Source organism: Cognatilysobacter segetis (genome assembly GCF_004359965.1).
Classification (GTDB): domain Bacteria; phylum Pseudomonadota; class Gammaproteobacteria; order Xanthomonadales; family Xanthomonadaceae; genus Cognatilysobacter; species Cognatilysobacter segetis.
The window spans coordinates 19,474-35,163 of the sequence record NZ_SMRQ01000032.1 but is presented as its reverse complement, the minus strand read 5'-3'; the positions used below and the strand labels follow the sequence as shown (position 1 = coordinate 35,163).

Genomic DNA, 15,690 nt, shown 5'->3' with positions numbered 1-15,690 from the left:
CGCCCGCGCACCGCTACTACCAGCGCCTGCTCGCGCAGGACGACACCGAGGCCGCCGACCTGCTCGACGATTACGCCGCGCTGGACGGGCTGGACCGCGCCTACGACGAGATCGTGGTGCCGATGCTGGGGCATGCGCGCGAAGACCTGCGCCACGGTCGCCTCGACCCCGCCGACCATGCGCGCGTGGTCGACGAGGCGCACGCGATGGTGGATGCGCACCGGCGCCTGATCCGCCCGGACGCGCTGGTCGGTGCCGATCGCACGCGCGTGCTGGCGATCCCCGTGCGCGACGCCGTCGACGAGGTGGCGCTGACCATGCTGGGCAAGCTCGTGGACATGGGCCGCATCGACTGGGCGCCCGCGACGTCGGCCGTGCTGGCGTCCGACGTGGTCGAGCAGGTACGCGCCGCGGGCGTCGACGCGGTCGTGCTGGTGTCGGTGCCGCCCGGTGGGCTCGCGCAGGTGCGCTACGTGATCAAGCGACTGCGCACCGCGTTCGACGACCTGCCGGTGCTGGTCGTGCGACCCGGCCTGCAGAGCGGCGCACAGATGCGCCAGCGTCGCGAGCTGGCGGAACTCGGCGTGTCGCGCCTGGCGACCACGCTGTCGGCGGCCGCGTCGGAGCTGCGCAAGATCGCGTCGCTGGCGGGCTGATCGGCCTCAGTGCCGGGGCGGCGCCGGCGCCACGAGCGGGATGCGCCGCTCGCCGCCCGACCGGCGATCGCCGCCGGTGCGGCGCTCGTGCCAGGTGCCGCCCTCGCGTTCCGTCGGCTCGTCCTCCGCGCGCTCGGCGTGCGCGTCGATGTCGAGGTGCACGTCGCGGAGTGCCTGCAGGTACGTGCGCCGCCAGTGCGTGACGTCGTGCGCGCAGAGGTGGCGGAACATCGCGTCCCATCGCTCGCGGCGCTCGGCCAGCGGCATCGTCATGGCCTGCGCGATCGCATCGCCGGCGCCGTCGATGTCGTAGGGGTTCACGATCAGCGCGCCGTCGAGCTCGCGCGCCGCGCCCGCGAACGGGGAGAGCAGCAGCACGCCGGGATCCTCGGCGTCCTGCGCGGCGACGAATTCCTTAGCGACCAGGTTCATGCCGTCGCGCAGCGGCGTGACCAGCCCGACCTTGGCGAGCCGGTAGAACCCGGTCAGCGTGGAATGCGGGTAGTTGCGGTTGACGTAGCGCAGCGGCGTCCAGTCCGGCTCCGCGTAGCGCCCGTTGATGTGCCCGGAGAGCTGCTCGAGTTCCTCGCGCAGGTGGCGGTATTCGGCGACGCCACCCCGCGACACGGGCGCGATCTGCAGGAACGTGAGCTGCCCGCGCTGCTGCGGATAGCGGTGCAGGTAGTTCTGAAAGCTGCGCAGGCGCTCGGGCAGGCCCTTCGAATAGTCCAGCCGGTCCACGCCGATCGCGAGCGCGCGGCCGGACATGCTCGCCACGAGCCGCTTCACGCTGGGTTTGTTCACCGCCTCGGCGGCGAGCTCGGCGATGCGGCGCGTGTCGATGCTGATCGGGAACGCGCCGGCGCGGAAACGCCGGCCGTTCGGTGCTTCCATCAGGCCGCGCTCGATCACGCGGCCACGCCCGAACAGGCGCACGTAGTCCTGGAAGCGCTCGAGGTCGCGCTCGGTCTGGAAGCCGACCAGATCGCAGGACGACAGCCCTTCGAACAGGCGCTGGTGGCTCGGCAGCGCGGCGAGCAGGTCCGACGACGGCATCGGCACGTGCAGGAAGAACCCGATGCGGCATTTGACGCCGCGTTCGCGCAGCAGCTTGGCCAGCGGGATCAGGTGGTAGTCGTGGATCCAGACGAGGTCGTCCTCGCGCAGCAGCGGCGCGAGCTTGCCCGCGAACAGCGCATTGACGCACTGGTAGCCCGCGTAGGTATCGCGGCTGTAGTCCACCAGGTCCATGCGGAAGTGCAGCAGCGGCCACAGCGTGCGGTTGGCGAAGCCGTTGTAGTAGTCCTCGTGGTCCTGCTCGGACAGGTCCATGGTGACGAATTCGATGTTGCCGTCCTGCTGCTCGTGCAGGCGGCCGGACGCGTGCGGGTCGATCCGGCCGCTCCAGCCGAACCACATGCCGCCTTCCTCGCGCAGTGCGTCGAGCAGCGCGATGGCGAGGCCGCCGGCACGCGATTCTTCCGGCAGCGCGACGCGGTTGCTGACGACGACGAGGCGACCCATCGGAGCTGAATTTCCCTGTACCGACCGGCGTTGGCCGAGGCCGTCAGGATGCCGTCCTGCGTTTGTCGGCCACGTGATGGACCGGCTACGTCGCGTCCTGCCAGGGGCGGCTCAGGCGCATGGCCGCGTTGATCAGGCCGACATGCGAATACGTCTGCGGGAAGTTGCCCCAGAGCTCGCTGCCTTCCAGCGCCATGTCCTCCGACAGCAGACCCAGGTGGTTGCGCCGCGCGAGCACGCGCTCGAACAGTTCGCGCGCCTCGTGGGTGCGGCCGACCGCCGCCAGCGCGTCGATGTACCAGAACGTGCAGATGGTAAAGCTGGTTTCGGGCACGCCGAAGTCGTCGGGCGCGACGTAGCGCAGCATGCCGTCGCCGCTGCGCAGCTCGCGGCCCACCGCGTCGACCGTCGCCGCGAAGCGCGGGTCGTCGGCGCGGACGAAGCCGAGGTCGGCCAGCAGCAGCAGCACCGCGTCCATGCGGCCGCTGTGCGTGCCTTCCACGAACCAGCCGCGCCGCGGATCGAAGGCCAGCTCGCTGATACGCGCGTGCATGCGTGCGGCGCGTTCGTGCCAGAACGCCGCGCGATCGTGCAGCTGCAGCTGCGCGGCGATCTTGGCGAGGCGATCACAGGCCGCCCAGCACATCACGGCGGAATAGGTATGCACCTCCACGCGGCCGCGGAACTCCCACAGGCCGGCGTCGGGCTGTTCGAACAGCGCGTAGGCGCGCTCGCCCAGGCGCTCCAGGCGCTGGAAGTGCACGGCGCCGCTCGGCAGGTTGAGGCGGCGGTCGAAGAACAGCTGCGTGGACGCCAGCACCACGCTGCCGTAGACGTCGTGCTGCGGCTGCACCCACGCCAGGTTGCCGCGCCGCACCGGGCCCATGCCGCGATAGCCCGCGAGCGTCGGCACTTCCTCCTCGTGCAGCTCGCGCTGCAGGCCGATCCCGTAGAGCGGCTGCAGGTGGCCGTCCTCGGGGATGAGGTTGGACACGTAGCGCAGGTACTCCTCCATCGTGCGCGTGGCGCCGAGGCGATTGAGCGCGCGCACGACGAACGCGGCGTCGCGCAGCCAGCAGTAGCGGTAGTCCCAGTTGCGCGCCGTGCCCGCCGCCTCGGGGATCGACGTGGTAAGCGCGGCGACGATCGCGCCGGTCTCGTCGTACTGGCAGAGCTTGAGCGTGATCGCGCTGCGGATGACGGCGTCCTGCCATTCCAGCGGGATCGACAGCGCGCGCACCCAGTCGCGCCAGTAGTCGACCGTCTTCTCCAGCGATTCGCGGGCGAATTCCGCGACCGGGCGCGTCAGCGTCTCGTCCGGGCCGAGGATGAAGTGCAGCTCGCGGTCGAGCAGGAACGGCGTCTCCTCGCGCACCAGCCGGATCGCGGCATCGGTATTGAGGCGCAGCGTGAAGCCGGGCAGCACGTAGCGGATGTGGTTGCTGCCCCAGGTGACCTCGGGCACGCGCGCGCCGTACTCGGCAAGCGGGCGCAGGCGCACGCGCACGCGCGGCTCGCCGGCGAGCGGGCGCACGCTGCGCGTCAGCATGACCGGGCGGTAGAAGCGGTCGTACTGCTTCCAGCGCGGGGCGAAGTCGAGGATCTCGACCACGCCGCCGCGCGAATCGCGCAGCACCGTGCGCAGCACGGCGGTGTTCTCGACGTAGTGCTGCTCGGTGCCGACGCAGTCGTCCAGCTCGATCGCGAAGTCGCCGCCGTCGATGCGCGGCGAGAGCAGCGCGCAGAACGTCGGATCGCCGTCGAACGCGGGCACGCAGGCCCAGACGATGCGGCCGGCCGGGTCGACCAGCGCACCGATGCTGCAGTTGCCGATGAGGCCCAGGTCGAGCGTGCTCATGCGGCGGCGTCCAGGCGCGCCGCGGCCTCGTGCAGCCAGTCGCGCAGGGCGTCGGTGCCGGCCAGCGTGTGCGTGGCCAGGCTGGGCTGGCGGTCGCCCACGCGCACGGACAGCCCGCCGAGGTGGTTCGCGGCCGAGAAGCCGTCCTCGTCGGTCAGGTCGTCGCCGGCGTAGACCGGCGTGCGGCCGGCGAACGGCGGCGCCTGCATCAGCTGGCGCACCGCCTCGCCCTTGTCGCTGTGCGCGGGCCTCAGCTCGACCACGCAGTTGCCGTGCTGCAGGCGATAGCCCGGCAGGCGTGCCAGCGCGGAGGCGGCCAGCGCCTCCATGGGCGAGCGCGCGGCCGGCGCGGCCCGCCAGTGCAGCGCGATGGCCGCGCCCTTGTCCTCCACGCGCGCGCCCGGATACGCGGCGGCGACCTGCTCGGCCGCCTCGCGGATGTTGGCGAGGTCGCCCGGCACGTGGAATGCGTGGTCGTCGCCGTCGTCGCCCTCGCGAAGCTCCAGGCCGTGCAGGCCGGCGGCGGGCAGGCGCAACGGGGCGAAGATCTGGTCGATCTGCGCGATGCGCCGGCCGCTGATGAAGGCCACCGCGCCGTCGAGTGCGCGCGACAGCCGTATCAGCGATTCGCGCAGGCCTTCGGGCACCTGCACGTCTTCCGGGCGGTCGGCGAAGTCGAGCAGGCAACCGTCGACGTCGAGGAACAGGGCCCAGTGCGACTGCACGGGCGGCGGGGCGGGCAGGGCCTGCGGGGCGGTCGCGATCATCGGCGCAGTCTGGGCAGGCCGGCGTAAGCACGCCGTGGACAGCCGGTGCGCGGCTTGACGTGCCGCTGAACGGTCGCGCGGGACGCTTGAAGCACCGCGCATAGGCCGCATCTATCGGGCATCGCGGTCATCGGCCGCCCCCGATCGAGGACTTCCCATGCGGATGGACAAGCTCACCTCCCGCTTCCAGCAGGCGCTGGGCGACGCGCAGTCGCTCGCGGTCGCGCGCGACCATTCCGTCATCGAGCCCGTGCACCTGATGACCGCGCTGCTCGACCAGCAGGGCGGCAGCACGCGCCCGCTGCTCGCGCAGGCGGGCGTCAACGTCGCGGCGCTGCGCGAGCGCCTCGGCGAGTCGCTGGAGAAACTGCCGAAGGTCTCGGGCCAGGCCGGCAACGTGTCCATCGGCAACGATCTCGCGCGCCTGCTCAACGTCACCGACAAGCTGGCCAGCCAGCGCGGCGACAGCTTCATCGCGAGCGAGCTGTTCGTGCTCGCGGCCCTGGAGGACGGCGGCGACCTCGGTCGCGCGCTGAAGGCGACGGGCGCCCCCCGGGAGAAGCTCGAAGCGGCCATCGACAAGCTGCGCGGAGGAGAGAAGGTGCAGGACGAGAACGCGGAAGACGCGCGCCAGGCGCTCGAGAAGTACACGATCGACCTCACCGCGCGCGCCGAGAGCGGCAAGCTCGATCCGGTGGTGGGTCGCGACGAGGAGATCCGCCGCACGATCCAGGTGCTGCAGCGTCGCACCAAGAACAATCCGGTGCTGATCGGCGAGCCGGGCGTGGGCAAGACGGCCATCGTGGAAGGCCTCGCGCAGCGCATCGTCAACGGCGAGGTGCCCGAGGGCCTTCGCGGCAGGCGCGTGCTGTCGCTCGACATGGGCTCGCTGATCGCTGGCGCCAAGTACCGCGGCGAGTTCGAGGAACGCCTCAAGGCCGTGCTCAACGACCTGTCGAAGAACGAAGGCCAGATCATCCTGTTCATCGACGAGCTGCACACGATGGTCGGCGCCGGCAAGGCCGAGGGCGCGATGGACGCCGGCAACATGCTCAAGCCGGCGCTCGCGCGCGGCGAGCTGCACTGCATCGGCGCGACCACGCTCGACGAGTACCGCAAGTACGTCGAGAAGGACGCCGCGCTGGAGCGCCGCTTCCAGAAGGTGTTCGTCGGCGAGCCCAGCGTCGAGGACACCATCGCGATCCTGCGCGGCCTGAAGGAGCGCTACGCCGTGCACCACGGCGTGGAGATCACCGATCCGGCGATCGTCGCCGCGGCCACGCTCAGCCATCGCTACATCGCCGACCGCCAGCTGCCGGACAAGGCCATCGACCTGATGGACGAGGCGGCGAGCCGCATCCGCATGGAGATCGATTCCAAGCCGGAGGAACTCGACCGTCGCGAGCGTCGCCTGATCCAGCTCAAGATCCAGCGCGAGGCGCTGAAGAAGGAGAAGGACGAGGCGTCGAAGCAGCGCCTGGCGGACCTCGAAAGCGAGATCGCCACGCTCGAGCGCGAGTTCAACGACCTCGAGGAGATCTGGAAGGCCGAGAAGGCGACCCTGCAGGGTGCGACGAAGATCAAGGAGCAGATCGAAGCGGCAAAGCTCGAGCTCGAAGCCGCGCAGCGCAGGCAGGACTACGCGCGCATGTCCGAGATCCAATACGGCCTGCTTCCCGAACTCGAGAAGCAGCTGGCCGCCGCGCAGGAAGCCGAAAGCAAGGGCTTCAGGCTGCTGCAGGACAAGGTCACCGCCGAGGAGATCGCCGAGGTCGTCGCGCGCTGGACCGGCATTCCGGTCAGCAAGATGCTCGAAGGCGAGCGTGAGAAGCTTTTGAGGATGGAAGAGCATCTGCACACGCGCGTGGTCGGGCAGGACGAGGCGATCAAGGTCGTGTCGGATGCCGTGCGTCGTTCGCGCGCCGGTCTTTCCGATCCGAACCGCCCGAGCGGCTCGTTCCTGTTCCTCGGCCCGACCGGCGTGGGCAAGACCGAGCTGTGCAAGGCGCTGGCCGAGTTCCTCTTCGACAGTACCGACGCGATGGTGCGCATCGACATGAGCGAGTTCATGGAGAAGCACGCGGTGAGCCGCCTCGTCGGTGCGCCTCCGGGCTACGTCGGGTACGAGGAAGGCGGCTACCTCACCGAGGCGGTGCGGCGTCGCCCGTACAGCGTGATCCTGCTCGACGAGGTCGAGAAGGCGCATCCGGACGTGTTCAACATCCTCCTGCAGGTGCTGGACGACGGCCGCCTCACCGACGGCCAGGGCCGCACGGTCGATTTCCGAAATACCGTCATCGTGATGACCTCGAACCTCGGCTCGCACCAGATCCAGGAGATGGCGGGCGACGATTCGCCGCAGGCCTACATGCAGATGAAGGCGGCGGTGATGGGTGTGGTGCAGGCGCACTTCCGCCCGGAGTTCATCAATCGACTCGACGACATCGTCGTGTTCCATCCGCTCGACAAGGCGCAGATCCGGGAGATCGCGAAGATCCAGCTGCGCGGTCTGGAGAAGCGGCTCGCCGAGCGCGGCCTCAGGCTCGAGCTGACGGAGGAGGCGCTGACGCTGCTCGGCAACGTCGGCTTCGACCCGGTCTACGGCGCGCGGCCCCTCAAGCGCGCGATCCAGCAGCAGCTGGAGAACCCGCTCGCGCAGCGCATCCTCGCGGGCGAGTTCGCCAGTGGCGACACGATCCGCGTGCGTACCGAGGGCGGGCACCTCGCCTTCGACCGCACGGAGGGCGGCCTGCCGGGCGGCGTGCCGCGCGCGTCCGCGACCGAGCCGAGCTCGCGCTCGGTGCATTGAACCGCCGTATCGGGTGAGCGAAAGGCCGCGACGGCGTCGCGGCCTTTTTTCATCCGCCGGCGATGTCGTCCAGCAGGCGCTGCAGGCCAGTGCTTGCCGGCATCGCCCAGTGCGCGTCGACCTGCGGCGTCAGCGCGCTGGGCACCGGGTTGATCTCCAGCACCGGCTTGCCGAGCGCGCGCGCCATCGACGGCAGCGACGCCGCCGGCTGCACCAGTCCCGACGTTCCCACGACGACCACGCAGTCGCAGCCGCGCACCGCTTCGACGCCCGCGTTCCACGCGGACTCGGGCAGCGCCTCGCCGAACCAGACGACGTCGGGACGGAACCGGCCGCCGCAGCGCGCGCAGGCCGGCGGCGCTTCGCGACGGCCTTCGTCGCCGCCCGCGTAAGGCGCGAGGATCGGATCGGGCGAGGCCGTCGTGCCGCAGTCGTCGCAGCGCGAGCGCAGCAGCCGTCCGTGCAGGTGCGCCACGCGCGTGCTGCCGGCGCGCTCGTGCAGGTCGTCCACGTTCTGCGTGACGACGTCGACGTGGGCGTGCCGCTCGAGTGCGGCGATGGCGTCGTGGCCGGCATGCGGGGTCGCGCGCGAGGCCTGCGCGGCGCGCCAGCGGTACCAGCCCCAGACGAGGTCGGGATCCGCGCGGAACGCCTGCGGCGTGGCGAGGCGCTCGGCATCGAAGCGCGACCACAGCCCGGTCAGTGCGTCGCGGAAGGTCGGCACGCCACTTTCGGCGGACATGCCCGCGCCGGTGAGGAGCGCGATCCGCATCGCTCGTCGCCGGTTACGTGGCCGAAGAGGGAAGCGGATGAGACCCCCGGAACGCCGGCAGCGCCATCACCATTTCCGCGAGGCTGTGCGCCAGCTCGCGCTCGGCCATCACCGCGCCGTCGGCCCCGCGGTCGAGCAGGTACTTCACCCCGGCGTCGGAATGCGCGCGCGCCATGATGCTGATCGACGGGTTCGCTTCGCGCAGGCGCTCGATGATCTCGCCGGCCTCGAACGCGTTCGGGATCGCCAGCAGCGCCATCTGCGCCGAGGCGGGCCTCGCTTCCGCGAGCACGGCGGGATTCGCCGCATGTCCGCGCACCGCGGGGATGCCGGCGGCGCGTGCACGCGCGACCAGCGGCGGATCATCATCGATCGCCACGACCGGCACGCCGTGCCCGACGAGCAGCGGGCCGAGCTCGCTGCCCACGCGGCCATAGCCGATCAGGATCACGTGCGGCTGCCCGCCGTCCGGCAGCGGCGGCGTCATCACGTCGTGCTCGGCAGGCGCCTGGCGGCCGCGGCGCGCCTCCATGCGGTCGTGCAGGGCGAACAGCACGGGATTCAGCACGATCGACAGGATCGCCGAGCCCAGGATGAGGTCCTGCCCTTCGCTGGGCAGCAGGTCGAGCGACACGCCGAGCGTGGCGAGGATGAACGAGAACTCGCCGATCTGGGACAGGCTCACTGCCAGCAGGCCCGCGGTCGATGCGTCCTTGCGCAGCAGTCGCGCCACGAGCCACGCCACCGCGCCGTTGCCGAGGATGACCAGCGCGGCGGTGGCGACCACGTGCACCGGGTGGTCGAACAGGATGGTCGGATCGAACAGCATGCCGACCGACACGAAGAACAGCACGGCGAAGGCATCGCGCAGGGGCAGCGTCTCGCTGGCGGCCTGATGGCTGAATTCGGACTCGCTGAGGATCAGGCCGGCGAAGAACGCCCCGAGCGCGAACGACACGCCGAACAGTTCCGCCGACGCGAACGCCACGCCGAGCGCGATCGCGAGCACGCACAGCGTGAACAGCTCGCGCGAGCCGGTGCCGGCCACGCGTTCGAGGATCCACGGAATCGCACGCCGCCCGACCATCCACATGAACACGGCGAAGCCACCGACCTTGGCGACCGTCGCCAGCAGCGCCATCCCGATGCCGCCTTCGCCTTCGCCGTCGGCCTTGCCGGCCAGCGCCGGCAGCAGCACCAGCGCGAGCACCATGGCCAGGTCCTCGACGATCAGCCAGCCCACCGCGATGCGCCCGCGGCTGCTGTCGAGCAAGCGGCGCTCCTCCAGTCCGCGCAGCACGACCACCGTACTGGCCACCGACAGCGCGAGCCCGAACACCACGCCCGCACCGTCCCTCCAGCCGAACAGGCGCGCGAGCCCCCAGCCCATCGCGCTCACCACCACGATCTGCGCGATCGCGCCCGGCACGGCGATGCCCTTCACCGCGAGCAGGTCGCGCATCGAGAAATGCAGGCCGACGCCGAACATCAGCAGGATCACGCCAATCTCGGCGAGCTGCGGCGCGAGCGAGCGGTCGGCGATGAAGCCGGGCGTGAACGGCCCGATCACCACGCCGGCGATCAGGTAGCCCACCAGCGGCGACAGCTTGAGGCGGTGGGCGAGGCCGCCGAACAGGAACGCCAGCACGAAGCCGGCGACCAGCAGGGCGATGAGCGAGGTGTGGTGCATCGAGGCTCCGTCGTGGGCGGCGCGGCAAAACCGCGGGGCGGGGTCCGTTCATCACCTTAACCGCTGGACGTTGCGACCGCGTGCGCGCGGGCGGCCCGTAGCGTCCCGGTACAATGGCCGCATGATCGGTTTCCGTGACTTTTCGCTGCGACGCGGCGAGCGCCTGCTTTTGTCCGGCGTCGACCTCTCCCTGCACGCCGGCTGGCGCGTGGGCGTGGTCGGCCGCAACGGCACGGGCAAATCCTCGCTGTTCGCCGCGCTGCAGGGCGAGGTGGAGCCCGACAAGGGCGACATCGACATCCCCGGCCGCGCGCGCATCGCGAGCGTGGCGCAGGAGACGCCGGCGCTCGACGATAGCGCGCTCGACTTCGTGCTGTCCGGCGATGCCGTCGTGCATGCGGCGATCGCCGCCGAGCGCGATGCCGTCGCCCGCGAGGATTGGGAAGCCGTTGCCGAAGCGCATCACCGCCTCGAGGAAGTCGGCGGCTACGATGCCGAGGCGCGCGCCGCCAAGCTGCTGCACGGCCTCGGCTTCTCCGCCGACACGCACGACCGCGCGGTCAAGACGTTCTCCGGTGGCTGGCGCGTGCGCCTGAACCTCGCGCGCGCGCTGATGACGCCGTCCGACCTGCTGCTGCTCGACGAGCCCACCAACCACCTCGACCTCGACGCCGTGCTCTGGCTCGAACAGTGGTTGCTGAAGTACCCCGGCACGCTGTTCGTAATCTCGCACGACCGCGAGTTCCTCGACGGCATCTGCAGCCACGTGCTGCACCTGCATTCGAATACCGCCAAGCTCTACACCGGCAATTACACCGACTTCGAGCGCCAGCGCGCCGAGCAGCTGCGCCAGCAGCAGATCGCCTTCGAGAAGGAACAGGTCGAGCGCGCGCACCTGCAGAAGTTCATCGACCGCTTCAAGGCCAAGGCGTCGAAGGCCAAGCAGGCGCAGAGCCGCATGAAGCGGCTGGCCAAGCTCGCGGGCACCGAGGCGGTGCGTGCCGAGCGCTCGCTGCACATCGACTTCCCGGTGCCCGACAGGCTGCCGCACTCGCTGCTGGGCCTCACGCATGCCAACTGCGGCTACGGCGAGCGGGAAGTCCTGCACGACGTCATCTTCCGCCTTGAGGCCGGCGACCGCATCGCGCTGCTGGGCCCCAACGGCGCGGGCAAGTCGACGCTGGTGAAGACGCTGGTGGGCGAGATCCCGTTGCTCGACGGCGAGCGCGGCGCGCATCCGGACCTGCGCATCGGCTACTTCGCGCAGCACACCGTGGAATCGCTGCGCGAGGGCGAGACGCCGATCGACCACCTGTCCAAGCTCGCGCCGGGCGTCGCCACGCAGCAGCTGCGCGACTTCCTCGGCAAGTGGCAGTTCCCCGGGGACCGCGCGTTCGAACCGGTCGACGGCTTCTCCGGCGGCGAGCGCGCGCGCCTGGCGCTGGCGATGATCGCCTGGCGCAAGCCGAACGTGCTGCTGCTCGACGAGCCGACCAACCACCTCGACCTCGACATGCGCGAGGCGCTGGCCGAGGCGCTGGCCGACTTCGACGGCGCGATCGTGCTGGTCAGCCACGATCGCCACATGATCGGCCTGGTCTGCGAGACGTTCTGGCGCGTGGCCGGCGGCGTCGCGCAGCCGTTCGACGGCGACCTCGACGAATACGCGGTCTGGCTGCGCACGCGCGAGGCCGACGACGGCAAGGCGAAGGCGGTGCCGTCGCCCGCCGCCACCGCGAAGGCCGCCGCCGCTCCGGCCAAGCCGGGCCGGAAGTCGAATCCGGTCAAGCTCGCGGCCGCCGAGGCGACCGTCGCCGAGCTCGAAGCCAAGCTGCACGCGCTGGACGCCGACCTCGCCGATCCGTCGCGCTTCGCCGAGGCGGCGATGCTCAGCCGGGAACGCGAGCGCCTCGCGGCCCGGCTGGAGAAGGCGGAGGCGGACTACCTCGCGCTATACGAAGGCGCCTGAGCCCCGGTGCGGCCGCTGCGCCGGACCGCGCTCAGTCGCGCAGGAAGTACTCCACCGTCGACACCACCCGCACCGTCTTGACGTGCGGGCTGCCGGCGTCGCGGTCCTCGATCGAGACCACGCCCTGGTTCGCGCTGCGGATGCCCGACACGCGCGCGCCGGAGTCCTTCGCGAACTGCTCCGCCGAGCGCCGTGCGTTCGAGGTCGCCTCGGCGATCAGCGCCGGTTTGATCGTGTTGAGGTGGGTGAACTCGAAACTCGGGCCGCCCGACGCGCCTTCGCCGCCCTCGCCACCGAGCCGGACGCCCTGCGCGACCAGCCTGCCGCTACCGCGCAGCGCCGCCAGCGCCTTCGCCACCTGCGTCGTGCGCAGCGTGACGGTGGTCGAGTAGCGATAGCGCTCGGGCGGGCGGTTGTCGACCGAGCTGTATACCCAGCGGTCTTCCAGCCGGGGCGGCGCGACGGAGATTTCGGCGGCGCCGAACCCGGCCTCGGCGAAGAAGCGCTGGATCGCCGCGGTGTTGGCGTCCAGCTGCGACTGCACGCCGGCGAGGTCGCTGCCCAGCACCGAATGCGCGAGGGGCCAGACCACGAGGTCGGCGTCGACGGTGCGCTCGGCCGAGCCCTTGACGGTGACGTAGCGGTCGTCGGTGCGGAAGCGGGTGATGCCCTGGCCGGCCAGCCAGCCGGCCCCGAGACGGCCGGCCGCGACCAGCGCGGCGGAGGCGATGCGGGCGAGGCCTTGCATGCGGATTCCCTCCCTCGCGCTTGATTTCGCGCGCGACGGCCCTACTGTGCCGGTCCGTTCTCCGCGATTCCAGTCCGCCATGCCCATCTACGCCTTCGAATGCTCCGCCTGCGGCCACGACTTCGATCGCCTGCAGAAGATGAGCGATCCGGACCCCACGGATTGCCCGAAGTGCGGGGCGCCGCAGGTCCGCCGCCGGCTGACCGCGCCGCAATTCCGCCTCGCCGGCGGCGGCTGGTACGAGACCGACTTCAAGAAGGACGGCGAGAAGAAGCGCAACCTGGTCGAGGGCGGCGGCACGTCGGGAGGCACGGAGTCCAAGTCCGAGTCGAAGCCCGCCGCGGCCAAGCCCGCCGAGGCCAAGCCGGCGCCGAAATCGGACCCGAAGCCCGCGGCGGGCTGAATCCCGCGGCCGGCCGCGGTCGCCGGACCCGGGCAGCCGGGCCGTCGGGTTTCCCGGCGCGCGGCGACCCGCCGGGCTCCGGCGCGTCCGCCTCGTCCCGTGGCCCCGGTAAACTAGCCGGCTCAATCGCGCCCCGCGGCGGGGCGCTGCCGGAGTGTCCATGCGTACCCAGTTCTGCGGCCTCGTCGACGAGCGCCTGATCGGCCAGACCGTCACCCTCTGCGGCTGGGCGGACGTCGCCCGCGACCTCGGCGGCGTCTGCTTCATCGACCTACGCGACCACGAAGGCATCGTGCAGATCGTCGCCGAGCCGTCCGACGCCGCCGGCAATGCCGAGGTGATCGCCGCCGCGTCGAAGGTCGGCTACGAGGACTGCCTGCGCATCACCGGCACGGTGCGCGCGCGCCATTCCGTGAACGACCGCATCGCCACCGGCAAGGTGGAAGTTGTCGCGACGAAGATCGAGGTGTTGAACAAGGCCGAGCCGCTGCCGTTCCACGCGCACGAGAATCCCGGCGAGGACATCCGCCTGCGCTACCGCTACCTCGACCTGCGCCGCCCCGAGATGCAGACGATGATGCGCACGCGCATCAAGCTGGTCGCGGCGCTGCGCCGCTACCTCGACGAGCGCGGCTTCCAGGACATCGAGACGCCCATCCTCACCAAGGCCACGCCGGAAGGCGCGCGCGACTTCCTCGTGCCGGCGCGCATGCACCCGGGCGAGTTCTATGCGCTGCCGCAGTCGCCGCAGCTGTTCAAGCAGATCCTGATGATGGCGGGCTTCGACCGCTACTACCAGATCGCGCGCTGTTTCCGCGACGAGGCGCTGCGTGCCGATCGCCAGCTCGAATTCACGCAGCTCGACATGGAGTTCGCGTGGGTGTCCGAGCGCGACGTGCAGGACACCGTCGAGGACATGATCCGCAGCGTGTTCCGCGAGGTGATCGGCGTGGAGCTCGACGCCCAGTTCCCGCGCATGACCTACGCCGAGGCCATGCGCCGCTACGGCTCGGACAAGCCCGACCTGCGCATCGCGATGGAGTTCACCGACATCGCCGAGCTGGTGAAGACCTGCGAGTTCAAGGTCTTCAGCGACTGGGCGAACCACGCCGACGGCCGCGTCATCGCGCTGCGTGCCCCGGGCGGCGCGCAGTTCTCGCGCAAGCAGATTGACGAGCTCGGCGCGCATGCCGCCAAGTACGGCGCGAAGGGCGTCGCGTGGATGAAGGTCGAGGACGCCGCGAAGGGCCGCGAGGGCATCAACTCGCCGATCGCCAAGTTCCTCGACGACGCGACCCTCGACGCGATCCTGCGCGAGACGCGCGCCAACACCGGCGACGCGATCTTCTTCGGCGCCGCGACGTACAAGGTCGCCTCCGACTTCATGGGCGCGCTGCGCCTCAAGCTCGGCAAGGACCTGGGCCTGGTCGAGAACGCGTGGCGCCCGCTGTGGGTCACCGATTTCCCGATGTTCGAGTGGGACGAGGAGGCGCAGCGCTACGTCGCGCTGCACCATCCGTTCACCGCGCCGAGCGTGGACGACGAGGCCGACCTGCGCGCCAATGCCGCCACCGCGGTGTCGCGCGGCTACGACATGGTGCTCAACGGCAACGAGATCGGCGGCGGCTCGATCCGCATCCACCGTTCGTCGATGCAGTCGGCCGTGTTCGACCTGCTCGGCATCGGCCGCGAGGAAGCCGAGCTCAAGTTCGGCTTCCTGCTCGAGGCGCTGCGCTACGGCGCGCCGCCGCACGGCGGCATCGCGTTCGGCATCGACCGCATCGCCGCGCTGATGGCCGGCACCGAATCCATCCGCGACGTCATTCCGTTCCCGAAGACCACGGGTGCGCAGTGCCTGATGACCGGCGCGCCGTCGCCGATCCCGGACGCGCAGCTGGCCGAAGTGCACGTCGCGGTGCGTCCGCGCGAGGCCAAGGCCGAGTGAGCCTGGCGATCCGCCGCGCGACGGTGGACGACGCGGCGACGCTGTCGGCGCTCGCCACCGCGACGTTCGTCGAGACCTTCGGCCATCTGTACCCGGCCGAGGACCTGCGCGCGTTCCTCGACGATGCCTACGCCATCGACAAGCAGGCGACGATCCTCGCGCATCCCGATTACGCGGTCTGGTTGCTCGAAGCCGACGGCCGCGCCGTCGGGCATTGCGCCGCCGGTCCGTGCGGCCTGCCGCATGCGGACGTGGCGCGCGGCGACGGCGAGCTCAAGCGCCTCTACGTGCTGCGCGAATTCCAGAACGGCGGCGCGGGGCGGCGCCTGATGGACACCGCGATGGACTGGCTGCTGCGTGACGGCCCGCGCACGCTGTGGCTCGGCGTGTGGAGCGAGAACCTCGGCGCCCAGCGCTTCTATGCGCGCTACGGCTTCGGGAAAGTCGGCACCTACGAATTCCCGGTCGGGCGCGTGCGCGATCTCGAGTTCATCCTGCGCCGTCCCGCGCAGGCGTAATCGCCGGCGCTTGGATTCGCGGCGCCGCGCC

General features: G+C 70.9%; 10 protein-coding genes and 2 pseudogenes. 6 read left to right on the top strand and 6 right to left on the bottom strand.

Translation table 11 applies throughout. The annotated features are described in order from the left end of the window. The coding region (locus E4F61_RS14695) for a hypothetical protein (RefSeq protein WP_162301457.1) at window positions 1-656 on the top strand (656 nt) is incomplete at its 5' end. A gap of 159 nt (window positions 657-815) precedes the next feature. On the opposite strand, the pseudogene otsA reads toward E4F61_RS14695, so the two are convergent. From otsA to otsB, 3 genes and pseudogenes are all read right to left on the bottom strand, one after another. Then, a pseudogene (gene otsA / locus E4F61_RS08670) lies at window positions 816-2,180 on the bottom strand (alpha,alpha-trehalose-phosphate synthase (UDP-forming)); the annotation flags it as partial. Window positions 2,181-2,265: 85 nt separating this feature from the next. Beyond that, window positions 2,266-4,038, bottom strand: a complete 1,773-nt coding sequence (locus E4F61_RS08665; protein ID WP_133479277.1) for a glycoside hydrolase family 15 protein — start codon at window positions 4,036-4,038, stop codon at window positions 2,266-2,268. Continuing rightward, window positions 4,035-4,802, bottom strand: a complete 768-nt coding sequence (gene otsB, locus E4F61_RS08660) for a trehalose-phosphatase (RefSeq protein ID WP_425480134.1) — start codon at window positions 4,800-4,802, stop codon at window positions 4,035-4,037. The genes E4F61_RS08665 and otsB overlap by 4 nt, the downstream gene beginning before the upstream one ends. 160 nt (window positions 4,803-4,962) lie before the next feature. On the opposite strand from otsB, the pseudogene clpB reads away from it, so the two are divergent. Next, window positions 4,963-7,536, top strand: a pseudogene (gene clpB / locus E4F61_RS08655) (ATP-dependent chaperone ClpB); the annotation flags it as partial. A 127-nt stretch (window positions 7,537-7,663) separates the two neighbouring features. Here clpB and E4F61_RS08650 read toward each other — a convergent pair. After that, entirely contained in the window at window positions 7,664-8,386 is a 723-nt protein-coding gene (locus E4F61_RS08650; RefSeq protein WP_133479274.1) for an SIR2 family NAD-dependent protein deacylase, read from the bottom strand. 13 nt (window positions 8,387-8,399) lie between these two features. Then, window positions 8,400-10,076 carry a monovalent cation:proton antiporter-2 (CPA2) family protein gene (locus E4F61_RS08645; RefSeq protein WP_133479273.1) on the bottom strand — a complete coding sequence of 559 codons (1,677 nt, stop codon included), beginning with the start codon at window positions 10,074-10,076 and terminating at the stop codon, window positions 8,400-8,402. Between the two features lie 121 nt (window positions 10,077-10,197). Here E4F61_RS08645 and E4F61_RS08640 point away from each other — a divergent pair, with 121 nt between their 5' ends. Next, window positions 10,198-12,045 (top strand): ABC-F family ATP-binding cassette domain-containing protein, encoded by a 1,848-nt coding sequence (locus E4F61_RS08640; protein WP_133479272.1) that lies wholly within the window; start codon window positions 10,198-10,200, stop codon window positions 12,043-12,045. 31 nt (window positions 12,046-12,076) lie between these two features. Here E4F61_RS08640 and E4F61_RS08635 read toward each other — a convergent pair whose 3' ends face one another. Then, window positions 12,077-12,793 carry an SIMPL domain-containing protein gene (locus tag E4F61_RS08635; RefSeq protein WP_162301456.1) on the bottom strand — a complete coding sequence of 239 codons (717 nt, stop codon included), beginning with the start codon at window positions 12,791-12,793 and terminating at the stop codon, window positions 12,077-12,079. A 79-nt stretch (window positions 12,794-12,872) separates the two neighbouring features. On the opposite strand from E4F61_RS08635, the gene E4F61_RS08630 reads away from it, so the two are divergent. The 3 genes from E4F61_RS08630 to E4F61_RS08620 all read left to right on the top strand — a co-directional run bounded on the left by E4F61_RS08630 (window position 12,873) and on the right by E4F61_RS08620 (window position 15,659). Then, complete coding sequence (locus E4F61_RS08630; RefSeq protein WP_133479270.1) at window positions 12,873-13,196, top strand: FmdB family zinc ribbon protein; 324 nt, start codon at window positions 12,873-12,875, stop codon at window positions 13,194-13,196. 160 nt (window positions 13,197-13,356) lie between these two features. Then, window positions 13,357-15,141, top strand: coding sequence for an aspartate--tRNA ligase (gene aspS / locus E4F61_RS08625; RefSeq protein WP_133479269.1), 1,785 nt, complete (start codon window positions 13,357-13,359; stop codon window positions 15,139-15,141). Next, entirely contained in the window at window positions 15,138-15,659 is a 522-nt protein-coding gene (locus E4F61_RS08620; RefSeq protein WP_133479268.1) for a GNAT family N-acetyltransferase, read from the top strand. Before aspS ends, E4F61_RS08620 begins: the two co-directional genes overlap by 4 nt. Window positions 15,660-15,690 lie beyond the last annotated feature (31 nt).

Bases quoted from the DNA above. Each gene is read 5' to 3' on its own strand.
- E4F61_RS08665 (WP_133479277.1), bottom strand. From the start codon at position 4,038: ATGAGCACGCTCGACCTGGGCCTCATCGGCAACTGCAGCATCGGTGCG.
- E4F61_RS08650 (WP_133479274.1), bottom strand. From the start codon at position 8,386: ATGCGGATCGCGCTCCTCACCGGCGCGGGCATGTCCGCCGAAAGTGGC.
- E4F61_RS08645 (WP_133479273.1), bottom strand. From the start codon at position 10,076: ATGCACCACACCTCGCTCATCGCCCTGCTGGTCGCCGGCTTCGTGCTG.
- E4F61_RS08640 (WP_133479272.1), top strand. From the start codon at position 10,198: ATGATCGGTTTCCGTGACTTTTCGCTGCGACGCGGCGAGCGCCTGCTT.
- E4F61_RS08635 (WP_162301456.1), bottom strand. From the start codon at position 12,793: ATGCAAGGCCTCGCCCGCATCGCCTCCGCCGCGCTGGTCGCGGCCGGC.
- E4F61_RS08630 (WP_133479270.1), top strand. From the start codon at position 12,873: ATGCCCATCTACGCCTTCGAATGCTCCGCCTGCGGCCACGACTTCGAT.
- aspS (WP_133479269.1), top strand. From the start codon at position 13,357: ATGCGTACCCAGTTCTGCGGCCTCGTCGACGAGCGCCTGATCGGCCAG.